Consider the following 23,878-nt stretch of genomic DNA (forward strand, 5'->3'; position numbering starts at 1 on the left):
TGCTGATAAATTCATCAACTATTATACGTTACTTTACTGTCACTCGTGCAAACTTTCGCTTGCCCACTTGATAAACGAATGTACCTTTTTGTGCATTTTGTTTCACATCATCGACTTTTTCGCCATCAATTTTCACACCGCCTTGTTGTGCAGAACGGATTGCTTCAGAGGTAGAAGGCACTAAACCTGCTTCTTTTAACAAGGTTGCTAAACCGATATCGCCTTCAAAGGTAAATTCAGGCATTTCATCAGGCATTGCACCTTTTTGGAAGCGGTTGATAAACTCTTGCTCTGCGGCATCGGCATCAGCTTCTGAATGGAAGCGTGCGATAATCTCTTTCGCAAGCAGAATTTTCACATCACGAGGGTTTCTCCCTGCTTCAACATCCGCTTTTAATTGAGCAATTTCCGCAAGCGGTCGGAATGAGAGTAAATTATACCAATCCCACATCAATTCATCGGAAATCGACATAATTTTGCCGAACATTTCATTTGGAGCTTCAGTTACGCCGATGTAATTGCCGAGTGATTTCGACATTTTTTTCTCGCCGTCTAAACCGACTAAAAGTGGTAACGTCATTGCCACTTGTGGTTTTTGACCTGCCGCTTTTTGTAATTCACGGCCGATCAACAAGTTAAAGGTTTGGTCTGTACCGCCAAGCTCAATATCTGCTTCTAGCGCAACAGAGTCGTGACCTTGCAATAACGGGTAGATAAATTCGTGAATTGCGATAGATTGGTTATTCGCAAAACGTTTTTTGAAATCATCACGCTCAAGCATACGAGCTACAGTGTAGTTTGAAGCCAAGCGGATCATACCTACTGTACCTAATTCGCCCAACCAATCTGAGTTGAACACGATACGGGTTTTTTGTGGATCGAGAATTTTGTAGATCTGCTCTTTATAAGTTTCCGCATTGCGTAACACATCTTCACGAGAAAGTGGCGGACGTGTCGCATTTTTACCTGATGGATCGCCCACGGTTGCGGTAAAGTCGCCAATTAAGAAAATCACTTCATGACCAAAATTTTGGAACTGACGCAGTTTATTCAACACAACAGTATGCCCTAAATGAATATCGGGAGCGGTCGGATCTGCGCCAAGTTTTACACGTAGTGGACGATTTTCTTTTAGTTTCTCAATTAAATCTGCTTCTGAATAAACATCTTCTACGCCACGTTTAAGTTCAGCGAGAATGGTTTCAATAGATTGTGTCATTATTATTCCTTTTACTTATTGCGAAAAATATTGGCTATTATAGCGGAGAACAAGGAAAAAAGGCGAAAAAAAACGCCGTATTTTGTGGGGGAATACGGCGTAAGAGTTGGAGTGATTACCTATTATTTTTGAAGTGATTAGATGATAATAATTCTCATCAACATAAACAATCTTATTTACAAAAATTTACAAATAAGAATTGTTATTAATAACCAAGTGCATTTCATAGTTCAAAATCTACAAAATAGCACAATTAATCTTCTTCATCATTACTCTCTTCTAACTCATCTGCCATTGCAGATAAGGCATCACGAGTTAATTGCGCTAAAGCTTTATAAAATCCTGTATCAAAAGCTTCTACTTTGCCCAAAAACTTACTTAGGCAAGGCAGTAAGAAGTGTTCAAAAAAGGTTTGTTGGGCAGCCAAAGAATCCAAATTATCTTCAATCCAAGATGCCGTTAACAATAATAATGCAACATGATCAGGCTTTTCGAGTTCAGGCATTCCACGTTGTTGACGAAAAGCGATAAACTCATCAACAGATAATCCATAGGCAGAAATTGTTGTAGCAATAGCGCCATTATTTGCAAAAAGAGCTTGATAACTGACCGCTTGTTCCGTAGGGTTAGCACCTTGAGCAACAGTTGCTAGCGCTAATTCGCTTTGGCTATCAGTAGATAACGCCCAGTGTTGTCGCAATCCATCTTGTTTTAACCAAGCGAATGTCCCAGCGAGAATAGGATCCGTCGGCTCACGGTAAAAAAGATTGCCAAATAGGCGACATAACAGAGAAAAATCATTAATTGTTGTATTATTCATAAGTTGAACGCGATAAAAAAGAAAAGCGTATGTTACACCAACTCTAAGGGGAAGAGAAAATGAAATATATTGGCGCTCATGTCAGTGCTTCAGGTGGGGTAGAAAATGCCGTTTTACGTTCTGTTGAAATTGGTGCAAATGCCTTTGCATTATTTACGAAAAACCAACGTCAATGGAAAGCGCCTCCATTAAAAGCGGATACGATTGAAAAGTTTAAACGCTTTTGTAAGGTACATCAGTTTTCGGCGGATCATATTCTTCCCCATGACAGCTATTTGATTAATTTAGGAAATCCCGATGCCGAAAATTTAGCGAAGTCTCGTGAAGCCTTTATTGATGAAATGCAGCGTTGTGATCAACTGGGATTAAAATTATTAAATTTTCATCCGGGTAGCCACCTAAACAAAATTACTGAAACGGAATGTCTTGCTCGTATTGCTGAATCCATAAATCTGGCTCATCAAGCTGTGCCTAATGTGATTGCTGTCATTGAAAATACTGCAGGGCAAGGTTCTAATCTTGGTTGGCGTTTTGAACATTTGGCAGAAATCATTTCACAAGTTGAAAATAAAAACCGTGTCGGTGTTTGTTTAGATACCTGCCATCTTTTTTCAGCAGGGTACGATATAAGTTCGATTAAAGCCTGCGAAAAAACCTTCGCAGAATTTAAAAATATCGTCGGCTTTGAATTTTTGAAAGGTATGCATATTAATGGCTCAAAGACACCGCTTGGTAGCCGAGTAGACAGACATCACACATTAAGAGAAGGAACTATTGGTACTGATGTCTTTAAATTTATCATGAACAGTGTTCATTTTGACAACATTCCGCTTATTTTAGAAACAATTGAACCTGAAATTTGGGCAGATGAGATAAAATTTCTACGATCTTTGGAACAAAAATAGTTATACTTGGTCCTAATTTACGTAAAGGCTCTGCGCAAAAGAGCCTTTTTATTTTTCACTTTATCTTTGTTTTACGAGGTAATTCGCTTTTTTAGTTCTGGCGAGACAAATTATTATGCAAAAATCATTTTTCAATTTAACGAAATCTTTTTTACTTTCTACACTTATTGTAGCAAGTATGAGTTTCTCATCAATGGCTTATGCAAGCTTAAGTACAAAAGCTGCAACGCCTACTCAATTAATCAAAGCAAGACCTGCAACCGATCTAGAACTTGGTAAATCAAATCAAACAACATCTGATGCAAATAACAAAGTATTAAGTGTATATCGTCATTGGGCAGGCACGCGTTACCGTTTAGGTGGCACAACTAAAGCGGGTATTGATTGCTCTGCATTCGTTAAAACAGTAATGAGTTCTGCATTTAATTTGCATCTTCCACGTTCAACAGCGGAACAAAAATATTCTGGTAAATCAATCTCTAAATCTCAATTACGCCCTGGTGACCTAGTCTTTTTCCGTAAAAATAACCATGTCGGTGTTTATATTGGTAATGGTAAATTTGTACACGCGAGCTCTAGTCGTGGCGTCACCACAAGCTCACTATCTGAAAGCTACTGGGCGAGAACTTATACGCAATCACGTAGAGTCCTTTAACTTTTTCACTAAGCCGCATATTTTCTTTGATGAGATGTGCGGCTTTTCATTTGATGAACCACATTCGTAATTACACCTGCAACATTTACTTCTTCCCAATGTTGAATACGTAAATTGGGTTCGCTCACATCTAGTGAAAAAAGAATTTTTTCATTTCCGATTTCACTAAAAAATTGGTAAAACTTATATTCCCCTTGTTTTTCAACCACAAGCAAATCATTAACTTCAAATTCACTGCCATTTTCAACAATCAATAAATCGTCTAATTCAATTCCCCAAGAAATTAAATTGGGGTTTTTAACATGAATAAAAAATGTTTCCTTAGGCTTACGAATACATAATGAATTCAAATCTAACTTGATTGCTCGGTTAATATTTGAATCACGATACAAAGGCATTGGTTGATAAGATAATTCGCGGGTTAATTGTCTAAGGTGTGCCATAAAATTCTCCAATAAACTGTTTGTTTATACAGAGTGCATTTTACTGGTTAAAAATACAGAGTCAACTAAAATTTAACCATTTTTTTGTAAATATTTACAGTGTTAAAAAAGCCTCTAAGAAAATCTTCTTAGAGGCTTTATTTCATCGTTAATACTTCACCGTATGCCCGTAACTCTCAATAATCCCTTTGATATGCTCCAACGACTCTTTTGTCGGCGGCATCACATCTTCAAGTTCATACTCTAGCCCTAAGGTTTTCCATTTATGCGCGCCTAATCGGTGATAAGGCAATAATTCCACTTTTTCAATGTTATTCATACCTTGAATAAATTGCCCAAGTAAGTGAATATCTTCATCGGCATCAGTATAGCCTGGCACGACCACATAGCGAATCCAAGTGCGTTGGTTGCGTTTGTGTAAATAGCGTGCGAAATCTAAGGTACGCTTATTGGAAACGCCGATAAAGTCTTTGTGGATCTCCTCATTCAGCTGTTTCAGATCAAGCATAACCAAATCGGTTACATCTAACATTTCATCGACCATTTCCGAGTAATTTCGCACAAAGCCGTTGGTATCTAAACAGGTGTCGATCCCTTCTGCTTTACAAGCTCTGAACCAGTCTCGCACAAACTCCATTTGTAACACTGCTTCGCCGCCTGATGCGGTAACACCGCCGCCCGTTGCTCGCATAAAATGCTTATAGGTCACCACTTCTTTCATTAGATCTTCAACGGAGATCTCTTTGCCCCCTTCCAGATCCCAAGTATCTCGGTTGTGGCAATACTTACAACGCATTAAACAGCCTTGTAAAAAGAGAATAAAGCGGATTCCCGGACCGTCCACTGTGCCACAAGACTCATAAGAGTGATAACGTGCTAAAACTGTCATTCTTTTTCCTTTATCTAAATATGATTAGGACAAATCTTCATTTCTGCTAATCACACTTGTAACTAAGATACAACAAGCGGTCAGTTTCTGCAAAAATTTTGCAAAATCTGACCGCTTGATCTTTTAGCCTAAATTACATCGACTGTGTGAAAGTACGAGTAATTACGTCCATTTGTTGCTCTTTGGTTAAAGAGTTGAAACGTACTGCGTAGCCTGAAACACGGATGGTTAATTGTGGATACTTCTCTGGGTTTTCCATTGCATCTAATAACATTTCACGGTTCATTACGTTTACGTTTAAGTGCTGACCACCTTCGATGGTTGATTCGTGGTGGAAGTAGCCGTCCATTAAGCCTGCAAGGTTACGTTTTTGCGACTCTAAGTCTTTACCTAACGCATTTGGTACGATAGAGAAGGTATAGGAAATACCGTCTTTCGCATAAGCAAATGGTAATTTAGCAACCGATGTTAATGATGCTACCGCACCTTTTTGGTCACGTCCGTGCATTGGGTTTGCACCTGGTCCGAATGGTGCACCTGAACGGCGACCGTCTGGGGTGTTACCGGTTTTTTTACCGTAAACCACGTTTGATGTAATGGTTAAGACAGACTGTGTTGGGGTCGCATTGCGGTAAGTTTTGAGCTTCTGAATTTTCTTCATAAAGCGTTCAACTAAATCAACAGCAATGTCATCTACACGGTTATCGTTGTTACCGAATTGTGGATATTCGCCTTCAATTTCAAAGTCAGTTGCCACATTTTTAGACACGCCAACCACTTCACCCGCTTTGTTTTTGATTTCAATGTCGGTACGAATTGGTTTAACTTTCGCATATTTGATTGCTGAAAGTGAGTCTGCTGCAACAGAAAGACCTGCGATACCACACGCCATTGTTCTGAATACATCACGGTCGTGCAACGCCATTAATGCAGCTTCATACGCATATTTGTCGTGCATAAAGTGAATGATGTTCAACGCAGTAACGTATTGTTTCGCTAACCAATCCATAAAGCTGTCTAAGCGAGCCATTACATCATCGTAATCTAAGTATTCGCTCATAATTGGATCGGTTTTCGGACCAACTTGATCGCCTGATTTCTCATCAATACCGCCGTTGATTGCGTATAACAAGGTTTTCGCTAAGTTCGCACGTGCACCGAAGAATTGCATCATTTTGCCGACGATCATCGGGCTTACACAGCACGCAATCGCATAGTCATCGTTTTGGAAGTCTGGACGCATTAAGTCATCGTTTTCATACTGAACAGATGAAGTTTCGATAGACACTTTCGCTGCATAACGTTTGAAGCCGTCTGGTAAGCTTTCAGACCAAAGGATCGTTAAGTTTGGCTCTGGTGATGGACCCATTGTGTACAGGGTATGTAATAGACGGAAGCTGTTTTTGGTCACTAATGTACGACCGTCTAAGCCCATACCTGCAAAGGTTTCTGTTGCCCACATTGGGTCGCCAGAGAATAATTGATCGTACTCTGGGGTACGTAAGAAACGCACCATACGGAGTTTCATCACTAAGTGATCCATTAATTCTTGTGCTTCTTGTTCAGTGATACGACCAAGTTTTAAGTCACGCTCAATGTAAACGTCTAAGAAAGTCGAAACACGACCGAAAGACATCGCCGCACCGTTTTGTGATTTCACCGCCGCAAGATAAGCGAAGTAAACCCATTGTACCGCTTCTTGTGCGTTAGTTGCTGGGTTTGAAATATCAAAGCCGTAAGATGCCGCCATTTCTTTCATTTTGCCTAAAGCACGGTGCTGTTCAGCAATTTCTTCGCGTAATTGGATTGTCGCTTGAATATCTTCGCCCGCTTCTAATTTCGCTTGTAAAGAGTTGAACTGCTTCACTTTGTCTTTCATTAAGAAGTCTGCACCGTAAAGTGCCATACGGCGATAGTCACCGATGATACGACCACGACCATAAGCATCTGGTAAACCTGTGATTACGCCTGATTTACGGCAACGTAAGATGTCTGGGGTATAAACATCGAATACACCTTGGTTGTGAGTTTTGCGGTATTCGGTGAAGATTTTTTCAACCATTGGGTTTAATTCACGACGGTAAACTTGGCAAGAGCCTTTTACCATATTGATACCACCAAATGGCATAATTGCACGTTTTAATGGTGCATCGGTTTGAAGACCAACGATTTTTTCTAAATCTTTGTTGATATAGCCCGGTGCGTGTGATGTGATGGTTGATGGTACATCGCAGTCGATGTCATACGGTTCGTGGGTTTTGTTTTCCACTTTGATTTTTTCCATTACATCTGCCCAAAGCGTTGTGGTTGCTTCGGTTGCATCAGCTAGGAAAGATTCGTCCCCTTCATACGGCGTATAGTTTTTTTGGATAAAGTCACGCACGTTTACATCGGTTTGCCAGTCACCCGGCGCAAAACCTTCCCACGCTTTCTTTTGAGCTTCGGTTAGTTGAGTCATTTTAAGTCCTCGTTAGTTAATGTCATAAATCGAACGCAAGCGGTGCGATTTTGCAAAAAATCTGCGAAAAGTGACCGCTTGCAATTATTGAATTAATGCTTCTTCAAGTGCAAAAACCACTGCACCATACCAATGAAAAATGCACCGCCAACGATATTACCTAGCGTCGCTGGGATTAAATTTTTCACCACAAAATTTGCCATTGTTAAATCGGCGAATTTACTTGGTTCGACACCGATTGTCGTCCAAAATTCCGGACTTGCCGAACCGTGAATTAATACGCCCATTGGGATCATAAACATATTCGCCACACAGTGTTCAAAGCCTGATGCGACGAACATTGCAATCGGTAGGATCATAATAAATGCCTTGTCGGTCAGACTTTTACCTGCATAAGCCATCCAAACCGCAATACACACCATCAGGTTACAGAAAATCCCAAGACTAAAGGCTTCAATCCAAGTATGATGAATCTTATGTTGGGCCGTTTTCAAAATAGTCAAGCCCCATTGCCCATTTGCCGCCATAATTTCACCGCTAAACCATACTAGCAACACAATAAAAGTTGCCCCGATGAAATTACCGCCATAAACCACCAACCAGTTTTTAAACATCTGAGTCCAGCTAATTCGCTTGCTCGCTTTGGCGACAATGGTCATTGTTGTAGAAGTAAAGAGTTCGGCACCAAATACAACACACATAATAATGCCAAGAGAGAATACAACACCGCCGATCAGTTTGGCGACACCCCAAGGTAACTCGGCCGCCCCTACTTGCGTTGTTGCATAGAACACAAAGGCAATCGAAATATAAGCCCCTGCAGTAATTGCGGAAATGAAAGAGTAAAATTGATTTTTTGTTGCTTTATAAACCGCACCATCTTCGGCGATCTTAGCCATCTCTGCTGGAGAAAACATCACTATCCTTAAATGAAAATTTGAAAATTTATAAAATTTGTTGAGAATTATAGACCTGTTCAGATAATGATTAAATAATTTTTACGTTTAAAATAAATAAAGTAGAATTATTTCTTGATCCATATCAATCTTTCAAAAAAAGTACAATTTTTAAAAAGTGAGTTTGAACAATAAACCAACAAAACTAATACAAAATGACTGATTATTTGACTGCTTTACTTGGTTTTTTCTTCAATGAAGAAAACCAATTCTTAATTATGCTAGCGAGTAGCTTTTTAAGCTCAACACTACTTCCTGGAAACTCTGAAATTATTTTTAGTACCTTTACTAGCCAAGCTTTACTCGTAAAACCAACATTATTCTCTTATACGCTATGCGGTCTCTTATTTACTGCGACGGTAGGAAATAGCTTAGGCAGTCTCACTACCTATTTTCTTGCACAGTTTTTTCCACCACCTAAACTTCATGAAAAACAAGGCAAAAGTGTTCAACTTGCGTTTAAATTCAGTGAAAAATACGGTGTCTGGGTACTTTTATTTAGTTGGTTACCCGTCGTAGGCGATCTCTTTTGTGGAATTGCAGGTTGGCTACGCTTTAACTTATGGCACAGTTTGCTACTTATTGTGATTGGCAAAGCTATTCGCTATGGCTTATTACTTTGGAGTGTTTATTTAGTTGTTGCGTAAGCTGTAACAGTCTAAAATGGCGAAAAATTTACCCTATTTGAGTTCATTATGTCTAAACAACTCCCTGAAATTAAATCCATTTCAGTGATTGCCAAAACCCGTATTTTTGAAGTGCAATCCGTTGATTTACGTTTTTCCAATGGCGAAGAACGAACTTACGAGCGTTTAACACCACAGCGTCGCTCATCAGTAATGGTTGTGCCGATCCACAATGATCAGCTGATCTTTGTAAAAGAATACGCTGTCGGTCCTGAACGCTATGAACTCACCTTTCCAAAAGGTATTGTCGATTTGGGCGAAGATCCAATGGAAAGTGCCAACCGAGAGCTACAAGAAGAGATTGGCTTTGGAGCGAAAAAAATTGAGCCACTGCGTTCTTTATACAGTGGTCCTAGCCATATGTACGGCTTAATGCACGTCTTTGTGGCACAAGATCTCTATCCTTCACAGCTTGAAGGCGATGAACCTGAACCCCTTGAAATCGTCTATTATCCGCTAGATAAAATTGATGAATTATTAGCCGATAACCATTTTGCCGAAGCACGCAACCTATCCGCTTTATTTTTATTAAGAGAGTATCTCAATGCACAAAACTAGTCCGCACATTCTATGGATTTTCCCTTTACTCAGCCAAGCCATCGGCTCTGCGTTACTGCCGTTGCTGAGCAAATTCAGTCAAGGGGGCATGCTGGTCGTCTTTCTACTGTTTACTTTGCCAACTTTTTTGTTTGCACTAATCAGCTACAAACAGCAGTATCATCAACGCAACATTATTCAAATCGCCTTTTTTTCAGGCGTGATTATGTTTATTTACAGCTTGCTTTCCTTTTCACTGATGCTTGCTTTTGATGACTACACAAGCCTACAAGAACCCATTCCCCTGTGGGAACAATCCCTTGCCACAATCCTATTCGCCTTGACCTTTGCATTGGCTAATGTGATGTATACATTGTTGGTATTGCGGTTGTGTCTGCCGAAGAAAATAGTGTCTGAATGAAATAGATAAGAACAAATGTTATTCGGTTTGCAACATTGCGTTACGTAAAATCGAATTTAACAATGTTTGATAACCTTGTCCCGTTGCATTGGCTCTACTTTTTAGCCAATGCAACGTGTCTATATCAATTCTTACCGTAATACGTTCTTTGACTGGTTTATAGAAAGGATTTCTTGCAGCTCCTTTCCAAAAATCATCATTAAGTTCCGCAATATCTGATGTATCAATTTGCGTATCGTCTAATCGTGATAACTGGTTTAAACGAGCTTTAGTTGTACGATCTAAATTAGGGGCTTGCTTTAAATCAATAGTGCGTGTAACGATTTTGCTCATACTGTTGTCTCTCTTTTTTAGTGGCAGGGCGGGCAGAAATAATACGAATATGCTCAATACCATCAATATCATTCCAAGTATGTGCAACAAGTAATATCACTTGATTAGCCGCCATACCAATTGCTTGCCAACGCATTTCGCCTTGTTCTATACGATCTTGTTTATGCCACATAAATTCATCATAAAAAACCAAAATCGCATCATCAAAGCTTACTTTGTGTTTGAGCAGATTAGTTTTTGCTTTCTGCTCGTCCCAAGAAAATTTCATAAAAGTCCTTATGTGATTATCTTATGTTGTATGCACATATCAGTCAATATAAAACGTCTTTTTATTAATCTTTTTAAATTCTGTTTACTAGTAACGTATCAAGTTTGTTTTAGGGCATAAAGCCGCAAGATCTCTTTTTTCGATCTAGATCGAAAAAATAAAAATACTCCAAAACATTCTTTCTGACTGTAATAATTACCTTTGGCATTCCGCACAGAGTAAGGTATTATTCAGACACCGTTAGGGAGTTTTATATGCAAGCACTTACTCAACCATTATTAGACAATATCCTGAATATCGCCGACCAAGCCGGCGAACATCTTAAACGCTTTTATCAACAGTCTGTGGCAATTCAAATTAAAGCCGATAAAACGCCCGTGACTGAAGCGGATCTTTTTATTAGTCAATTTGTGATCGAACAATTACAGAAATTGACCCCAAATGTACCGATCTTGTCGGAAGAGAGCTGTAAAATTCCACTTTCTGAACGTTCCCAGTGGCAGGAGTATTGGATTGTGGATCCTCTTGACGGGACGCAACAATTTATTGATCGCACTGATCAATTCTCTGTGGTGATCGGCTTGGTGCAACATAATCGCCCTGTGTTGGGGGTTATTCATTCGCCGATGTTGGAAAAAACCTACTATGCAATGCACGCAAGCGGTGCTTTTGTGCGAGAAAAAGGTGAAGTACGTCCTTTAGGAATAATGGGTACAACTTGCAAAGAACAGGCTCAATCCGACCGCTTGTTAGTCACCATTGGCACGACCGACAGCAATAAAATTCGTGAAGCGGTACGTCCGCCTTATCAGGTCGATTTTCTGCAGTTTGGCTCAAGTAGTTTGAAAGCAGGGCTTGTGGCAGAAGGCAAAGCCGATTGTTATGTTCGTTTGGGCGATACGGGGGAATGGGATACGGCGGTGGCTGAGATTTTATTGGCAGAAACGGGCGGTCAGGTGTTTGATCTTCACTTTCAACCCTTAAGCTACAATCAGCGTGAAACCTTTGTGAACCCTTATTTTATAATGGTGGCGAACAAACAGCGTGATTGGCAACAGATTTTCGCTTTTAATTAATTTTATTTATTGTTATATTTCCGTTTGTTTTTTGAAATATAACAATTTTTTTACATTTTAGGATTGCAAATGAAAGCAGATAGTAACTGTATTGTGATTTTTGGTGCGTCAGGCGATTTGACTTACCGAAAATTAATCCCCGCTCTTTATCATCTCTATAAAATCGGCAGATTGTCCGATAATTTTTCCGTACTCGGTGTGGCACGTTCAGCGTTAGACGATATGTCTTTCCGTCAAAAAATGTACGACACCTTAGTTAAGCTCGAAAATGCAAGCGGTGAGACCTTAGAAAAATTTTGCGAACACCTTTATTATCAAGCGATTAACACGTCCGATGCGGTTGATTATGCCAAATTGCTCCCCCGTTTAGACGAACTGCACGATAAATATGGCACGGGCGGCAATACGCTTTATTATCTCTCTACGCCGCCGAGTTTGTATGGCGTTATCCCTGAATGCCTTGCGGCTCACGGCTTGACTACCGAAGAGTTTGGCTGGAAACGTATTATTGTCGAAAAACCGTTTGGCTATGATATTGAGACCGCCAAAGCTCTTGATATTCAAATCCATAAATACTTTGAAGAACATCAGATCTACCGTATCGACCACTATTTAGGCAAAGAGACAGTGCAAAATTTACTCGTGTTACGTTTTTCAAATGGCTTATTTGAACCCCTTTGGAACCGCAATTTTATTGACTATGTGGAAATCACAGGAGCAGAAACCATTGGTGTAGAAGAACGTGGTGGCTACTATGACGGCTCGGGGGCAATGCGTGATATGTTCCAAAATCACTTATTGCAAGTGTTGGCAATGGTGGCAATGGAACCACCTGCGATTATCAATGCCGACTCAATGCGTGATGAAGTGGCAAAAGTGTTGCACTGTCTGCACCCACTTTCATCTGACGATCTGAAAAATAACCTTGTGCTTGGGCAATATACCGCCAGCACAATCAATGGCGAAGTGGTGAAAGGTTATCTGCAAGAAAACGGCGTGCCTGAAGACTCGAACACCGAAACCTATATGGCGGTGCGTTGCCAAATCGACAATTGGCGTTGGGCGGGTGTGCCGTTTTATGTGCGGACTGGCAAACGCTTGCCGGCTCGAGTTACCGAAGTGGTTATTCACTTTAAAACCACGCCACACCCTGTCTTTAGCCAAAATGCCCCTGATAATAAATTGATTATCCGCATTCAGCCTGACGAAGGTATTTCAATGCGTTTCGGCTTGAAAAAACCAGGTGCAGGCTTTGAAGCGAAAGAAGTGTCAATGGATTTCCGCTACGCCGACCTTGCGTCACCAAGCCTTTTGACCGCTTACGAACGTCTGTTGCTTGATGCAATGAAAGGTGATGCAACGCTTTTCGCCCGTACCGATGCCGTTCACGCTTGTTGGAAATTTGTTCAACCTATTTTAGATTACAAGGCAGAACGTGGGCGAGTATATGAATACGAAGCTGGCACTTGGGGTCCGTCAGAAGCCGACAAACTTATCGCAAAACACGGCAAAGTATGGCGTAAACCAAGTGGGTTGATGAAAAAGAAAGTGTAACAGTAGGGACACACTGCGTGTGTCCACTAAATGCTAAATAATATTGATAATTAACGGACACACACAGTGTGTCCCTACAAGGAATTTATGAACACTATCACTTTCCCAACAGCCCAACATGCTGTTGAAAAAATCGCACAAGAATTTGTGTTATATAGCCAACTTAACCACCCTGTGCATATTTCGCTTTCAGGCGGAAGCACACCAAAATTGCTGTTTAAAACCCTTGCTCAAGAGCCATATAAAAGCCAAATTCAGTGGCAACATTTACATTTTTGGTGGGGCGATGATCGAATGGTGCCACCACAAGATCCTGAAAGCAACTACGGCGAAGTGCAAAAATTACTGTTCGATCATATCCAAATCCCAGCGGAGAACATTCACCGTATTCGTGGCGAAGGGCCTGTCGAGCAAGAACTTGCAAGATTTTCGCAAGAACTGACCGCTTGTGTGCCTAACCTTGCGTTTGATTGGATTATTTTAGGAATGGGAACAGACGGACATACCGCTTCACTTTTCCCACATCAAACGGATTTCAACGATCCAAATTTAGCCGTGATTGCAAAACACCCAGAAACAGGGCAAATCCGTATTTCCAAAACAGCAAAATTGATTGAGCAAGCAAAACGGATTACCTATTTAGTCACAGGGGCAAGTAAAGCGGAGATTTTAAAAGAACTTCAGACGACAGCAACGGAAAACTTGCCTTACCCAGCAGCAAAAATCAAAGCGAAAAATGGAATTACCGAGTGGTATTTGGATAAAGAAGCGGCGAAGTTGTTGTAGGCTATAAAATCTAAATTTGCGATCTGTGTCGAAAAATTGGAAAAATGTGGTCGAGTTTGGAGAAGAAATGGTTCATTCTAGGTTTTTTAAGGTCACAAATTGTGACCTCAAAATAACAATTAAGAAAAAAACAAAGGAAAAAAAGATGAACCATTTAGTACAAATTGCTCCAGAAATTGAACCACAAATTTTTACGATCCGAAATGTACAAGTAATGCTAGATGTCCATTTGGCAAGCCTTTACCAAGTGGAAACAAAGGTTTTCAACCAAGCGGTAAAACGAAATTTAGAACGTTTTCCCGATGAATTTCGGTTTCAATTAACAGAACAAGAGTGGGATTATTTGCGGTCACAATTTGTGACCGCAAATCAGAGTTCATATAGACGATTTTTACCCTACGCCTTTACCGAACAAGGCATTGCAATGCTTTCAGCCGTATTACGAAGTGAAGTCGCTGTTCAAGTCAGCATTAAAATTATGCAAGCCTTTGTGCAAATGCGGCATACATTGTTGAATAATGTTGGTGTAATGCAACGGTTGGAAACGGTTGAACGTAAACAGATTGAAATGTCTGGGCAGTTGGAACAGGTGTTTTTAGCCTTAGAAAGTAATAAACCACAAACACAGGGGATCTTTTTTGAAGGTGAAACCTTTAATGCTTATACCTTTGTGGCAGAGTTGGTGAGAAAGGCGAAATCATCGATTATTTTGATTGATAATTATCTTGATGATACAGTGCTGACGTTATTTAATAAGCGCCAATCAGGTGTAGTAGTTACACTTTATACCAAAACAATCAGTAAACAATTAGAGCTAGATTTGGCACGTTATAATAGCCAATTTGAACCGATAGCAATAAAACAATTTAGTAAATCACACGACCGATTTTTAATTTTAGACCGCGCTGAGCTTTACCATATCGGTGCATCATTAAAAGATTTAGGCAAAAAATGGTTTGCTTTTTCTAAAATGGATTTATCCACAAGTAGAATTTTAGAGCAGTTAGAGAGTGAAAATGTTGATGATTGAATTTGGAATAAAATCATTGTTAGCTTCTAAAATAATTATGGGAATTAAAAAGGTTTAAAATATGAAAAAAGCATTATTATTTAGTTTTTCTTTAATTCTATCAGCGTGTAGTTCTGTACAAAATACGCAAAGTACATTTATCGATCCTTATCCACAAATTACATCAATTCAAGATTTACCACAGGAACATCGTTACAAGCCAAAACAATGTTCTCCAAAATTTGATAAAAATGGGGAACTTGATGAAGTTGTATCAAATGGAAGAAGAATTAAAGCGAAAATAAAAAATCATTGTATTGATGAAGAAGTTTTTATTTATCATCAAAATGGTCAGCTACATTCTAACACCCCTTTAGTCAATGGATTAGCAGAAGGCTGGTCTAATGGATACACTATGGACGGTGTGTTGAGAACTCGAATTTTATATCAAAAAGGTGAAACTAAACTTATTCAGGTCTATCACAATGGTCAATTAGTGAAAGAAATTAAATAAACATAAGTGGTAGAAATCTATCCAAAAATTTATCAAGCGGTCAAGTTCCCAATATTTTCCGCAACAAATTCAACAATCCAACAGGAGCAAAAAATGTCAGTAAAAGGCGATATCGGCGTTATCGGTTTAGCGGTAATGGGTCAGAACCTTATTTTAAATATGAACGATAACGGCTTTAAAGTCGTGGCGTATAACCGTACCACATCAAAAGTGGACGAGTTTTTAGAAGGTGCGGCAAAAGGCACGAACATTATCGGGGCATATTCGTTAGAAGATTTAGCGAATAAATTAGAAAAACCACGCAAAGTGATGTTAATGGTGCGTGCGGGCGAAGTGGTTGATCAATTTATCGATGCATTATTACCGCACTTAGAGCAAGGCGACATCATCATTGACGGCGGTAACTCAAACTACCCAGACACCAACCGCCGTGTAAAAGCATTGGCGGAGAAAGGCATTCGCTTTATCGGCTCGGGTGTTTCGGGCGGTGAAGAAGGTGCGCGTCACGGACCTTCTATTATGCCGGGCGGTAATGAAGAAGCGTGGCAATATGTCAAACCAATTTTCCAAGCGATTTCAGCGAAAACTGACAAAGGCGAGCCTTGCTGTGACTGGGTGGGCAAAGAAGGGGCAGGTCACTTTGTGAAAATGGTTCACAACGGGATCGAATACGGCGATATGCAGTTAATCTGTGAAGCTTACCAATTCTTAAAAGACGGTTTAGGTTTAAGCTACGATGAAATGCAAGCTATTTTCGCAGAATGGAAGAAAACCGAGTTAGATAGCTATCTGATTGATATTACAACAGATATTTTAGGCTACAAAGACACAGACGGCACGCCGTTAGTGGAAAAAATCCTTGATACCGCAGGTCAAAAAGGTACAGGTAAATGGACGGGGATCAACGCTTTAGATTTCGGTATTCCATTAACTTTAATCACCGAGTCCGTATTCGCTCGCTGCGTTTCATCTTTCAAAGATCAACGCGTGGCAGCGTCTCAGCTCTTCAACAAAACTATCGGCAAAGTAGAAGGTGATAAAAAAGTATGGATTGAAGCGGTACGCAAAGCGTTATTGGCATCAAAAATTATCTCTTACGCACAAGGCTTTATGCTCATTCGTGAAGCCTCAGAAAACTTCGGTTGGGACATCAACTACGGCGCAACCGCCTTGTTATGGCGTGAAGGTTGTATCATTCGCAGCCGTTTCTTAGGCAACATTCGTGATGCGTACGAAGCGAATCCAGACTTAATCTTCTTAGGTTCAGATGCGTACTTCAAAGGCATTTTAGAGAACGCATTAAGCGACTGGCGTAAAGTGGTAGCGAAATCGATTGAAGTGGGTATCCCAATGCCGTGTATGGCATCTGCGATTACCTTCTTAGATGGTTATACATCAGATCGCTTACCGGCAAACTTACTTCAAGCTCAACGTGACTACTTCGGTGCACATACTTACGAACGTACCGACAAACCACGTGGTGAGTTCTTCCACACAAATTGGACAGGACGTGGCGGGAATACAGCATCAACGACGTATGATGTGTAAAGTATAAAAAGAAGGGCTAATAGCAAAACTATTAGCCCTTTTCATTACTCTATTATTTTTGTCCTATATGCCTTATTTTTCCAAATTCGTGTTTGATAATCACGAATTGAGCGGTCTGAGCTAAATGTGCCTAAACGTGCAGTGTTTAAAATCGCAGATTTAACCCAAGCGGTTTGATCTTGGTAACGTTTTGCGACTTCTTTTTGGGCTTCACGGTAGCTGGCGAAATCGGCGAGAACGCAGAAATAATCCTTATTGAGTAGGTCGTAAACCAAAGGCTCAAAGGTCTCTTTGTTTCCGCCTGAGAAAGTGCCGTCCGCTAGAGCATCAATCGCTTGTTTTAACACAGGATCTTGCTCATAGTAATCTTTTGAGACATAGCCTTTTTCACGCAATTCACGCACACTTTCAACGGTATGTCCAAAAATCACCACGTTTTCATTGCCTGCAAATTCGGCAATTTCCACGTTTGCCCCGTCTAACGTACCTAATGTAATCGCTCCGTTTAACGCCAATTTCATATTGCCTGTTCCTGACGCTTCTTTACCTGCAAGAGAAATCTGTTCAGACACATCTGCTGCTGGAATGATTTTTTCTGCAAGGCTGACACGGTAATCTGGCAAGAACGCTACTTGTAGCTTACCTTGCATATCAGGATCGTTGTTGATCACCTTAGCAACGGCATTAATCGCTTGAATGATCTGTTTTGCCATAAAGTAACCTGGTGCGGCTTTACCAGCAAAGATAAACAAGCGTGGCACAAAATCTTGCGTTGGGTTTGCTTTGAGTTCTTGGTATGTCGCAATGATGTTCAACAGGTTCAAATGTTGGCGTTTGTATTCGTGGAAACGCTTGATTTGTACGTCAAAAATCGCATTACAGTTCACTTTTAAGCCTAGTGATTGCTCGATTTCTTTGGCTAATAGCTGTTTGTTTTGCTGTTTGATTTCATTGTAAGCGGTCTGAAATTGGGGATCTTCTGCGAATTTCTCAATTTGGTTGAGCAATTCAAGATCTTTCGTCCAGTCGCCTTTGATATGTTTATCCAACAAGGCACTTAATAACGGGTTAGCTTGGCGGATCCAACGGCGTGGGGTAATGCCGTTAGTTACGTTGTGGAAACGCCCTTTGAACAAGCGGTTATATGCTGGGAATAAATCGCTTACCACCAAATCAGAGTGAATTTGTGCTACGCCATTGACTGCAAAAGAGCCAACCACACACAAATTCGCCATACGCACTCTGTGGTTCATCAGTACAGCTGTTTGATCCCACGCATCTGCAAATTCAGCTTCGCTAAATTCCGCTTTCACCTGTTGATAAAGCTCGTGGTTAATACGATCAATGATAATTAAATGGCGTGGCAACAGTTTCGCCACGAGATTTTGATCCCACTGTTCTAAGGCTTCTGGCAACAGGGTGTGGTTGGTGTAAGCGAATGTTTTGGAACAGATCGCCCAAGCACGATCCCAACATAAGCCGTGTTCATCAATCAACAGACGCATTAATTCAGGAATAGCAATGGCTGGGTGAGTGTCGTTGAGTTGGATCACTTCAAATTCAGGCAGTTGCTCTAAGGTTCTGCCTTGAGCCAAGTGATTTTTAAGAATGTCCGCCACAGAGCAAGCACAGTGGAAATACTGTTGCATTAAGCGAAGTTCTTTACCCTCTTGATGATTGTCGTTCGGGTAAAGTACTTTGGTGAGTTTCGCTGCATCAACAACCTTACTTTCCGCTTCAAGATATTCGCCATCATTAAACTGAGCTAAGTCAAAGGCAGTTTCGCTATAACCTTGCCATAAACGCAACGGCTGTTGTACGCCTTTATAGCCGACTACAGGTAAATCAAAGGCTTCGCCGTAGATTGTCCACGCAGGTTGCCACTCGTAGCGGTCGCCGTCACGATGCCACACTTCGCCGCCAAAGCCGACAGTTTGGCGGAAATCAGGGCGGTGATACTGTTGAGCATAAAAATCACGGCTCCACGCATCGCCCTCTTCACGCTGTTCGCCTGCCCAGCCGAAGCTCTGTTTAAATAAGCCATATTGATAATGTAAACCGTAGCCTACCGCTGGTTGAGCAAGGCTTGCCATTGAGTCTAAATAGCACGCCGCCAAACGTCCTAAACCGCCGTTACCTAAAGACGGATCACGTTCTTCTTCTAAAATATCGACTAAATTTTTGCCATATTGTGCAAGGGCTAAATCCACATATTGATAAACCCCAAGGCTCATTAAGTTATTGCCAAGTAAACGCCCGATCAAAAATTCCATTGAGAGATAGTTCACTTTACGGCTATTTGCAAGCGGTGCGTTTTTAGGGAAATGTTGCAAAATCGCCTGTTGGCTGACTTTTGCAATAAATTGATACCATTGTTGTGTAGAAAGTTGTTCTGGTTTTAAAAAGCGTTCTTCACAGTAGCTTTTTAACGACTGTTCAAACAAGGTTTGAAATAGTTGAGTAGATGGCATAAATCCTCCAAATAAAATTTTTCAAATAGTATAGGTATTATTAACAAAATTGCGAGTGGTAAATCATTCTTTTAAGTATGAATTAGGGATGAGAAAGGAGTAGGAAAGCATGATAAGTAAAATAGCACGGTGAATACGTGCTATTTTACCTTTTATTCTAGATTATTTTTTTGCTTTTAAATCAGCTACTTTTTGTGAACGATAAATAGCATTAATTGCATGGATTAACGCTCGAGCCGATGATTCAACAATATCTGTTGCTAAACCAACGCCATGGAAACGGCGACCTTGATGTTCAACCACAATATCCACCTGACCTAACGCCTCAGCCCCTTCGCCTTTTGCCGTTAAGTTGTAGTTCAGCATTTTTAGCTCCATTCCTGTGATCGCTAAAATCGCATTGTAAACGGCATCAACTGGACCGTTACCACCTTGTGATACTTGGCTAATTTGTTTGCCGTCTAGTTTAACTTGTACAAATGCGGATGCTGGTAAACCGCTGATGATCTGTGTGGTAAAGACATCAAGTGCCAAACGATCTTCGTCACCTTGTTGCATATCAATAAAGGCAAGGGCTTCCAAATCGTAATCAAATACTTGTCCTTTTTTATCAGCAAGTTTCAAGAAGGCATCGTAAAGTTTGTCTAAATCGTAATCGCTTTCGTGGTAGCCCATTTCTTCCATATGGTTTTTCACGGCGGCACGACCTGAACGAGCGGTCAGATTGAGCTTCTCTTTTTTCAAGCCGATGGTTTCTGGTGACATAATTTCGTAGGTGTTTTTATTTTTCACCATACCGTCTTGGTGGATACCTGACGAGTGAGCAAAGGCATTTGAGCCAACAATCGCTTTATTTGGCTGAATTGGCATATTGCAAAGCTGGCTCACCATTTGGCTGACACGGTGAATTTCTTGGGTGTTGATGCGTGTGTCCAAACCGCCAAAAAGTGCTTGGCGAGTTTTGATTGCCATTACCACTTCTTCAAGGGCAGTGTTGCCCGCACGCTCACCGATACCGTTAATGGTACACTCAATCTGTCTTGCCCCGTTTTGTACTGCAGTTAATGAGTTCGCCGTTGCCATACCTAAATCGTTATGACAGTGAACGGAAATCACCGCTTGATCGATGTTCGGCACACGGTTCATTACGTTAGCGATAATGTCGCCGTATTCCATTGGCAAGCAATAGCCAACAGTGTCGGGGATATTGACAGTGGTTGCCCCTGCTTTAATTGCGGCTTCAACAATACGGCAGATATTATCTACCCCTGTACGCCCTGCGTCTTCGCAAGAAAATTCCACATCATCGGTATAATTTCTCGCACGTTTCACGGCGTGAACCGCCATATCTAACACATCGTCAAACGTCTTACGCAATTTGGACTCAACGTGTAAAGCAGATGTAGCAATAAAGGTATGAATACGGAATGCTTCCGCCACTTTTAACGCTTCCGCCGCTACATCAATATCTTTATCCACCGCACGAGATAAGGCACAAACTCGGCTGTTTTTAATATGGCGAGCGATAGTTTGAACAGACTCGAAATCCCCCGCAGATGATACAGGGAACCCCACTTCCATTACATCTACGCCTAAACGTTCAAGAGCTAAAGCAATTTGTAGTTTTTCTTTTACCGTTAAGCTTGCTTTTAACGACTGCTCGCCATCACGTAAGGTTGTATCAAAAATAATAATGTTGTTATTAGCCATATGAAGCTCCTCTTACTCTTGTATGTAGATATATTAACATGTACACCAATAAAAAAAGCCCGCATTTTAATGTGCGGGCTAAGTGTGGATAGTGAACTATTTTCTCTAACCGAGACTTATCCTCGCACAGAATGCGTGAGAAGAAGCAGGCTCAGAGAAGAGAGTTTTACCATTGTTGTGTGTTTATGTTTGCATTGTTATTTGGAACAGCCACTATATTAGCTTCAAATGGAGTGATGTCAATAGCATTTTATACTTTGCGCAAACGTTTACTTGCTTGAATTAAGATATTAAAACAGAATATTTATCTGATAAAGCTAAAAAATATAGTGATTATATAGACATAGTTGGTTTAGATTGAAATAAAAAGAAGGTTATTTAGTGAAACATAATCTTTCATTCGGTATAACCGATCAGTTATTTTTTATACAGTTATTAATCTATCACAAATAAAATAGGATTTTTTTTGATATACCTGAGTAAATTTGTTAGCCTTATCGCTACTTTTCTCTCAGCCAAAGGATATTTCATGGCGACTCAACCTTATCGTGCAATTATTTCAGATCTTGATGGTACGCTACTTAATGCCAATCACCGCATTGGCGATTTTACTATTGATACGTTACGTAAACTTTCTCAACAAGGTGTAGATATTTTTTTAGCGACGGGACGAAACTATCCCGACGTTAAACATATTATTAATAAAGTCGGTATTGCTGATGCAACGCTTGTAACATCTAATGGTGCTCGTGGTAATAATCTTGCGGGTCAACAGCTTTATGGAAATCATATTCCTGAATCATTATCTCTTTCCATTATGCAAGAAACACCTTTTGATCCTAAACGGGTATTCATTAATAGCTATCAGGGTGACGAATGGTTTATTAATATTGAGATAGAGCAACTGAGAAAATATCACCAAGACTCTGGCTTTATGTATCAAGTTGTCGATTTTTCAACACATCATGGGAGAGAAACTGAAAAAGTCTTTTTTATTGGTAAAAGCCCAGAAGACTTATTACCTATTGAACACCATGTACGTCAACATTATGGCGAACAATTACAAATAACGTATTCAACACCATTATGTTTAGAGATGATGAATAAAGGCGTTTGTAAAGCGAATACCTTAGCTGAACTAGTAAAATTAAAGGGCTACACCCTTAATGAGTGTATTGCTTTTGGCGATGGCATGAATGATATAGAAATGCTTTCTCAGGTTGGAAAAGGCTGTGTAATGGGAAACGCTGATTCACGCTTAAAAGCCATGCTACCAAACCATGAACGTATTGGTGACCATAAACATGAAGCCGTGGCCAGCTATCTCAGAGCTATTTTCGGCATAATCTGACATAATACAAGCGGTAAGATCTTGGAACAATTTTGCAAAAATATTGTCGGACTTACCACTTATCTATTTTTATCGGAAAATCATGAAAATTCTAAAACCATTGTTACTGATAATGCTACTTGCTGGCGCAGGCATCATTGGCTACAACTATGTAAATACAGGTGAAAATCAACAAATTCACTATATTACTGAAGCAAGTAAAATTGGCAATCTAGACAAAAGTGTATTAGCTACAGGTTCTATTCGAGCAAATCAACGAACCGAAGTAGGCGCTCAGGTTTCAGGCAAAATTCAAAAACTTCATGTTGTTCTTGGACAATCTGTGAAAAAAGGTGAACTGATTGCAGAAATTGATTCTGAGACACAGCAAAATAATTTAAATACAGCTCAGGCTGAACTACTAGCCTATAAAACCCAGCTAAATGCGAAACAAGTAGCATTAAACGTTGCAGAATCCAATTATCAGCGTCTCTCTAAACTCTATGCACAAAAAAGCACATCATTAAATGACTTAGAAGCAGCTAAAAATGAACTTGTTACTGCAAAAGCAAATTTAGAAGATGTCAAATCAAAGATTCAGGTTGCAGAAATCTCGGTTAATACCGCAAAAACAAACTTAGGCTATACGAATATTACTTCACCTATTGACGGTATTATTGTCTCAATGCCTGTTTCTGAAGGACAAACAGTAAACTCTAATCAAACATCACCAACTATTGTACAGGTTGCAGACTTATCTAAAGTGTTAGTGAAATTAGAAATCGCAGAAGGCGATATTGCTCAAGTTAAAGCAGATCAATCTGTTAGTTTTACAACGTTAGCTGAACCAAATCGTTATTATCAGGGAAAAATAAAATCAATCGATCCTGCATTAACTACTTTAACAGACAATAGTTATACGGAAGCATCTGGTAATAGTAATGCCGTATATTACTATGCCAATGTCGTGGTTGATAATCCCGATATGAGCTTACGTATTGGTATGACAACACAAGGTAAAGTGATTATTGCAGAAAGAAATGGAGTCCTTTTAATACCGACTACAGCAATCAAGAAACGTGAGAAAGAAAATATTGTTCAAATTCTTGAAAATGGAAAAGCGATTGAGAAATCTGTCCAAATTGGATTATCCGATAGCCAATATACAGAAATTATATCTGGATTAACGGAAGGTGAACAAGTTATTACAACGCAACGTTCTGCGGATGAACAAATTGGCAACAATAATATGCGTATAAGATTCTAAATCCAAATGACTCTGTAGAACTT

Annotated in this window: 23 protein-coding genes; 13 read left to right on the plus strand and 10 right to left on the minus strand. The window is 40.1% G+C overall.

Translation table 11 applies throughout. The features are described from left to right. Positions 1 to 28: 28 nt before the first annotated feature. Both tyrS and C5N92_RS02865 read right to left on the minus strand, forming a co-directional pair. Complete coding sequence (tyrS, locus tag C5N92_RS02860) at positions 29 to 1,219, minus strand: tyrosine--tRNA ligase (protein ID WP_111749367.1); 1,191 nt, start codon at positions 1,217 to 1,219, stop codon at positions 29 to 31. Positions 1,220 to 1,472: 253 nt separating this feature from the next. After that, the gene (locus C5N92_RS02865) at positions 1,473 to 2,039 is read right to left on the minus strand and encodes a TorD/DmsD family molecular chaperone (protein ID WP_111749368.1); all 567 of its coding nucleotides are present in this window, start codon (positions 2,037 to 2,039) and stop codon (positions 1,473 to 1,475) included. Between the two features lie 59 nt (positions 2,040 to 2,098). On the opposite strand from C5N92_RS02865, the gene nfo reads away from it, so the two are divergent. Together nfo and C5N92_RS02875 are read left to right on the plus strand one after the other, a co-directional pair. Further along, entirely contained in the window at positions 2,099 to 2,944 is an 846-nt protein-coding gene (gene nfo, locus C5N92_RS02870; protein ID WP_111749369.1) for a deoxyribonuclease IV, read from the plus strand. 115 nt (positions 2,945 to 3,059) lie between these two features. Then, positions 3,060 to 3,599: an NlpC/P60 family protein gene (locus tag C5N92_RS02875; protein ID WP_111749370.1), complete on the plus strand. Its 540-nt coding sequence runs from the start codon at positions 3,060 to 3,062 to the stop codon at positions 3,597 to 3,599. 8 nt (positions 3,600 to 3,607) lie between these two features. Here the strand turns inward: C5N92_RS02875 and C5N92_RS02880 are convergent, their stop codons facing one another. The 4 genes from C5N92_RS02880 to focA form a co-directional block, all read right to left on the minus strand. Beyond that, positions 3,608 to 4,042 (minus strand): LexA family protein, encoded by a 435-nt coding sequence (locus C5N92_RS02880; protein WP_111749371.1) that lies wholly within the window; start codon positions 4,040 to 4,042, stop codon positions 3,608 to 3,610. A 148-nt stretch (positions 4,043 to 4,190) separates the two neighbouring features. Then, positions 4,191 to 4,931, minus strand: coding sequence for a pyruvate formate lyase 1-activating protein (gene pflA / locus C5N92_RS02885; RefSeq protein WP_111749372.1), 741 nt, complete (start codon positions 4,929 to 4,931; stop codon positions 4,191 to 4,193). A gap of 133 nt (positions 4,932 to 5,064) precedes the next feature. Beyond that, the gene (pflB, locus tag C5N92_RS02890) at positions 5,065 to 7,389 is read right to left on the minus strand and encodes a formate C-acetyltransferase (protein WP_111749373.1); all 2,325 of its coding nucleotides are present in this window, start codon (positions 7,387 to 7,389) and stop codon (positions 5,065 to 5,067) included. A gap of 92 nt (positions 7,390 to 7,481) precedes the next feature. Then, the gene (gene focA, locus C5N92_RS02895; protein ID WP_111749374.1) at positions 7,482 to 8,306 is read right to left on the minus strand and encodes a formate transporter FocA; all 825 of its coding nucleotides are present in this window, start codon (positions 8,304 to 8,306) and stop codon (positions 7,482 to 7,484) included. Positions 8,307 to 8,500: 194 nt separating this feature from the next. Between focA and C5N92_RS02900 the strand changes: the two genes are divergently transcribed. Genes C5N92_RS02900 through C5N92_RS02910 form a run of 3 tightly spaced genes read left to right on the plus strand, consistent with a single transcriptional unit; the run spans position 8,501 to position 9,989 of the window. Further along, positions 8,501 to 8,992: a YqaA family protein gene (locus C5N92_RS02900; protein ID WP_111749375.1), complete on the plus strand. Its 492-nt coding sequence runs from the start codon at positions 8,501 to 8,503 to the stop codon at positions 8,990 to 8,992. Positions 8,993 to 9,040: 48 nt separating this feature from the next. Continuing rightward, positions 9,041 to 9,589 carry an ADP compounds hydrolase NudE gene (nudE, locus tag C5N92_RS02905; protein WP_111749376.1) on the plus strand — a complete coding sequence of 183 codons (549 nt, stop codon included), beginning with the start codon at positions 9,041 to 9,043 and terminating at the stop codon, positions 9,587 to 9,589. After that, complete coding sequence (locus C5N92_RS02910; protein ID WP_111749377.1) at positions 9,576 to 9,989, plus strand: hypothetical protein; 414 nt, start codon at positions 9,576 to 9,578, stop codon at positions 9,987 to 9,989. Before nudE ends, C5N92_RS02910 begins: the two co-directional genes overlap by 14 nt. A gap of 18 nt (positions 9,990 to 10,007) precedes the next feature. Here C5N92_RS02910 and C5N92_RS02915 read toward each other — a convergent pair whose 3' ends face one another. Both C5N92_RS02915 and C5N92_RS02920 read right to left on the minus strand, forming a co-directional pair. Beyond that, positions 10,008 to 10,322 carry a BrnA antitoxin family protein gene (locus C5N92_RS02915; protein ID WP_111749378.1) on the minus strand — a complete coding sequence of 105 codons (315 nt, stop codon included), beginning with the start codon at positions 10,320 to 10,322 and terminating at the stop codon, positions 10,008 to 10,010. Then, a complete protein-coding gene (locus tag C5N92_RS02920) occupies positions 10,294 to 10,590 on the minus strand; it encodes a BrnT family toxin (protein WP_111749379.1) in 297 nt (98 codons plus the stop codon). The genes C5N92_RS02915 and C5N92_RS02920 overlap by 29 nt, the downstream gene beginning before the upstream one ends. A gap of 254 nt (positions 10,591 to 10,844) precedes the next feature. Here C5N92_RS02920 and cysQ point away from each other — a divergent pair, with 254 nt between their 5' ends. From cysQ to gnd, 6 genes are all read left to right on the plus strand, one after another. Further along, the gene (gene cysQ / locus C5N92_RS02925) at positions 10,845 to 11,666 is read left to right on the plus strand and encodes a 3'(2'),5'-bisphosphate nucleotidase CysQ (protein WP_111749380.1); all 822 of its coding nucleotides are present in this window, start codon (positions 10,845 to 10,847) and stop codon (positions 11,664 to 11,666) included. A gap of 69 nt (positions 11,667 to 11,735) precedes the next feature. Continuing rightward, positions 11,736 to 13,220 carry a glucose-6-phosphate dehydrogenase gene (gene zwf, locus C5N92_RS02930; RefSeq protein WP_111749381.1) on the plus strand — a complete coding sequence of 495 codons (1,485 nt, stop codon included), beginning with the start codon at positions 11,736 to 11,738 and terminating at the stop codon, positions 13,218 to 13,220. An 87-nt stretch (positions 13,221 to 13,307) separates the two neighbouring features. After that, positions 13,308 to 14,006 carry a 6-phosphogluconolactonase gene (gene pgl / locus C5N92_RS02935; protein ID WP_111749382.1) on the plus strand — a complete coding sequence of 233 codons (699 nt, stop codon included), beginning with the start codon at positions 13,308 to 13,310 and terminating at the stop codon, positions 14,004 to 14,006. A gap of 145 nt (positions 14,007 to 14,151) precedes the next feature. Continuing rightward, complete coding sequence (locus C5N92_RS02940; protein ID WP_111749383.1) at positions 14,152 to 15,036, plus strand: ORF6N domain-containing protein; 885 nt, start codon at positions 14,152 to 14,154, stop codon at positions 15,034 to 15,036. Positions 15,037 to 15,097: 61 nt separating this feature from the next. After that, the gene (locus tag C5N92_RS02945; RefSeq protein ID WP_111749384.1) at positions 15,098 to 15,529 is read left to right on the plus strand and encodes a toxin-antitoxin system YwqK family antitoxin; all 432 of its coding nucleotides are present in this window, start codon (positions 15,098 to 15,100) and stop codon (positions 15,527 to 15,529) included. 93 nt (positions 15,530 to 15,622) lie between these two features. Further along, positions 15,623 to 17,077, plus strand: coding sequence for a decarboxylating NADP(+)-dependent phosphogluconate dehydrogenase (gene gnd, locus C5N92_RS02950; RefSeq protein ID WP_111749385.1), 1,455 nt, complete (start codon positions 15,623 to 15,625; stop codon positions 17,075 to 17,077). A gap of 44 nt (positions 17,078 to 17,121) precedes the next feature. Here gnd and glgP read toward each other — a convergent pair whose 3' ends face one another. Next, positions 17,122 to 19,548, minus strand: coding sequence for a glycogen/starch/alpha-glucan family phosphorylase (gene glgP / locus C5N92_RS02955; RefSeq protein ID WP_111749386.1), 2,427 nt, complete (start codon positions 19,546 to 19,548; stop codon positions 17,122 to 17,124). A 162-nt stretch (positions 19,549 to 19,710) separates the two neighbouring features. Next, a complete protein-coding gene (gene leuA / locus C5N92_RS02960) occupies positions 19,711 to 21,258 on the minus strand; it encodes a 2-isopropylmalate synthase (RefSeq protein WP_111749387.1) in 1,548 nt (515 codons plus the stop codon). A gap of 529 nt (positions 21,259 to 21,787) precedes the next feature. Between leuA and C5N92_RS02965 the strand changes: the two genes are divergently transcribed. Continuing rightward, positions 21,788 to 22,609 carry a Cof-type HAD-IIB family hydrolase gene (locus tag C5N92_RS02965; protein ID WP_111749388.1) on the plus strand — a complete coding sequence of 274 codons (822 nt, stop codon included), beginning with the start codon at positions 21,788 to 21,790 and terminating at the stop codon, positions 22,607 to 22,609. 82 nt (positions 22,610 to 22,691) lie between these two features. Next, positions 22,692 to 23,855, plus strand: coding sequence for an efflux RND transporter periplasmic adaptor subunit (locus C5N92_RS02970; RefSeq protein WP_111749389.1), 1,164 nt, complete (start codon positions 22,692 to 22,694; stop codon positions 23,853 to 23,855). Positions 23,856 to 23,878: the final 23 nt, after the last annotated feature.

This window comes from Glaesserella australis, assembly GCF_003260095.1.
GTDB classification, from domain to species: Bacteria; Pseudomonadota; Gammaproteobacteria; order Enterobacterales; family Pasteurellaceae; genus Glaesserella; species Glaesserella australis.

What these genes read in the sequence shown, in the direction of transcription:
- C5N92_RS02970 (WP_111749389.1), top strand. Translation starts at nt 22,692, where the DNA reads ATGAAAATTCTAAAACCATTGTTACTGATAATGCTACTTGCTGGCGCA.
- C5N92_RS02965 (WP_111749388.1), top strand. Translation starts at nt 21,788, where the DNA reads ATGGCGACTCAACCTTATCGTGCAATTATTTCAGATCTTGATGGTACG.
- C5N92_RS02915 (WP_111749378.1), bottom strand. Translation starts at nt 10,322, where the DNA reads ATGAGCAAAATCGTTACACGCACTATTGATTTAAAGCAAGCCCCTAAT.
- pflA (WP_111749372.1), bottom strand. Translation starts at nt 4,931, where the DNA reads ATGACAGTTTTAGCACGTTATCACTCTTATGAGTCTTGTGGCACAGTG.
- leuA (WP_111749387.1), bottom strand. Translation starts at nt 21,258, where the DNA reads ATGGCTAATAACAACATTATTATTTTTGATACAACCTTACGTGATGGC.
- C5N92_RS02920 (WP_111749379.1), bottom strand. Translation starts at nt 10,590, where the DNA reads ATGAAATTTTCTTGGGACGAGCAGAAAGCAAAAACTAATCTGCTCAAA.
- C5N92_RS02875 (WP_111749370.1), top strand. Translation starts at nt 3,060, where the DNA reads ATGCAAAAATCATTTTTCAATTTAACGAAATCTTTTTTACTTTCTACA.
- C5N92_RS02865 (WP_111749368.1), bottom strand. Translation starts at nt 2,039, where the DNA reads ATGAATAATACAACAATTAATGATTTTTCTCTGTTATGTCGCCTATTT.
- tyrS (WP_111749367.1), bottom strand. Translation starts at nt 1,219, where the DNA reads ATGACACAATCTATTGAAACCATTCTCGCTGAACTTAAACGTGGCGTA.
- C5N92_RS02940 (WP_111749383.1), top strand. Translation starts at nt 14,152, where the DNA reads ATGAACCATTTAGTACAAATTGCTCCAGAAATTGAACCACAAATTTTT.
- C5N92_RS02900 (WP_111749375.1), top strand. Translation starts at nt 8,501, where the DNA reads ATGACTGATTATTTGACTGCTTTACTTGGTTTTTTCTTCAATGAAGAA.
- cysQ (WP_111749380.1), top strand. Translation starts at nt 10,845, where the DNA reads ATGCAAGCACTTACTCAACCATTATTAGACAATATCCTGAATATCGCC.
- focA (WP_111749374.1), bottom strand. Translation starts at nt 8,306, where the DNA reads ATGTTTTCTCCAGCAGAGATGGCTAAGATCGCCGAAGATGGTGCGGTT.
- nfo (WP_111749369.1), top strand. Translation starts at nt 2,099, where the DNA reads ATGAAATATATTGGCGCTCATGTCAGTGCTTCAGGTGGGGTAGAAAAT.
- C5N92_RS02880 (WP_111749371.1), bottom strand. Translation starts at nt 4,042, where the DNA reads ATGGCACACCTTAGACAATTAACCCGCGAATTATCTTATCAACCAATG.
- C5N92_RS02945 (WP_111749384.1), top strand. Translation starts at nt 15,098, where the DNA reads ATGAAAAAAGCATTATTATTTAGTTTTTCTTTAATTCTATCAGCGTGT.
- glgP (WP_111749386.1), bottom strand. Translation starts at nt 19,548, where the DNA reads ATGCCATCTACTCAACTATTTCAAACCTTGTTTGAACAGTCGTTAAAA.
- C5N92_RS02910 (WP_111749377.1), top strand. Translation starts at nt 9,576, where the DNA reads ATGCACAAAACTAGTCCGCACATTCTATGGATTTTCCCTTTACTCAGC.
- nudE (WP_111749376.1), top strand. Translation starts at nt 9,041, where the DNA reads ATGTCTAAACAACTCCCTGAAATTAAATCCATTTCAGTGATTGCCAAA.
- zwf (WP_111749381.1), top strand. Translation starts at nt 11,736, where the DNA reads ATGAAAGCAGATAGTAACTGTATTGTGATTTTTGGTGCGTCAGGCGAT.
- pgl (WP_111749382.1), top strand. Translation starts at nt 13,308, where the DNA reads ATGAACACTATCACTTTCCCAACAGCCCAACATGCTGTTGAAAAAATC.
- gnd (WP_111749385.1), top strand. Translation starts at nt 15,623, where the DNA reads ATGTCAGTAAAAGGCGATATCGGCGTTATCGGTTTAGCGGTAATGGGT.
- pflB (WP_111749373.1), bottom strand. Translation starts at nt 7,389, where the DNA reads ATGACTCAACTAACCGAAGCTCAAAAGAAAGCGTGGGAAGGTTTTGCG.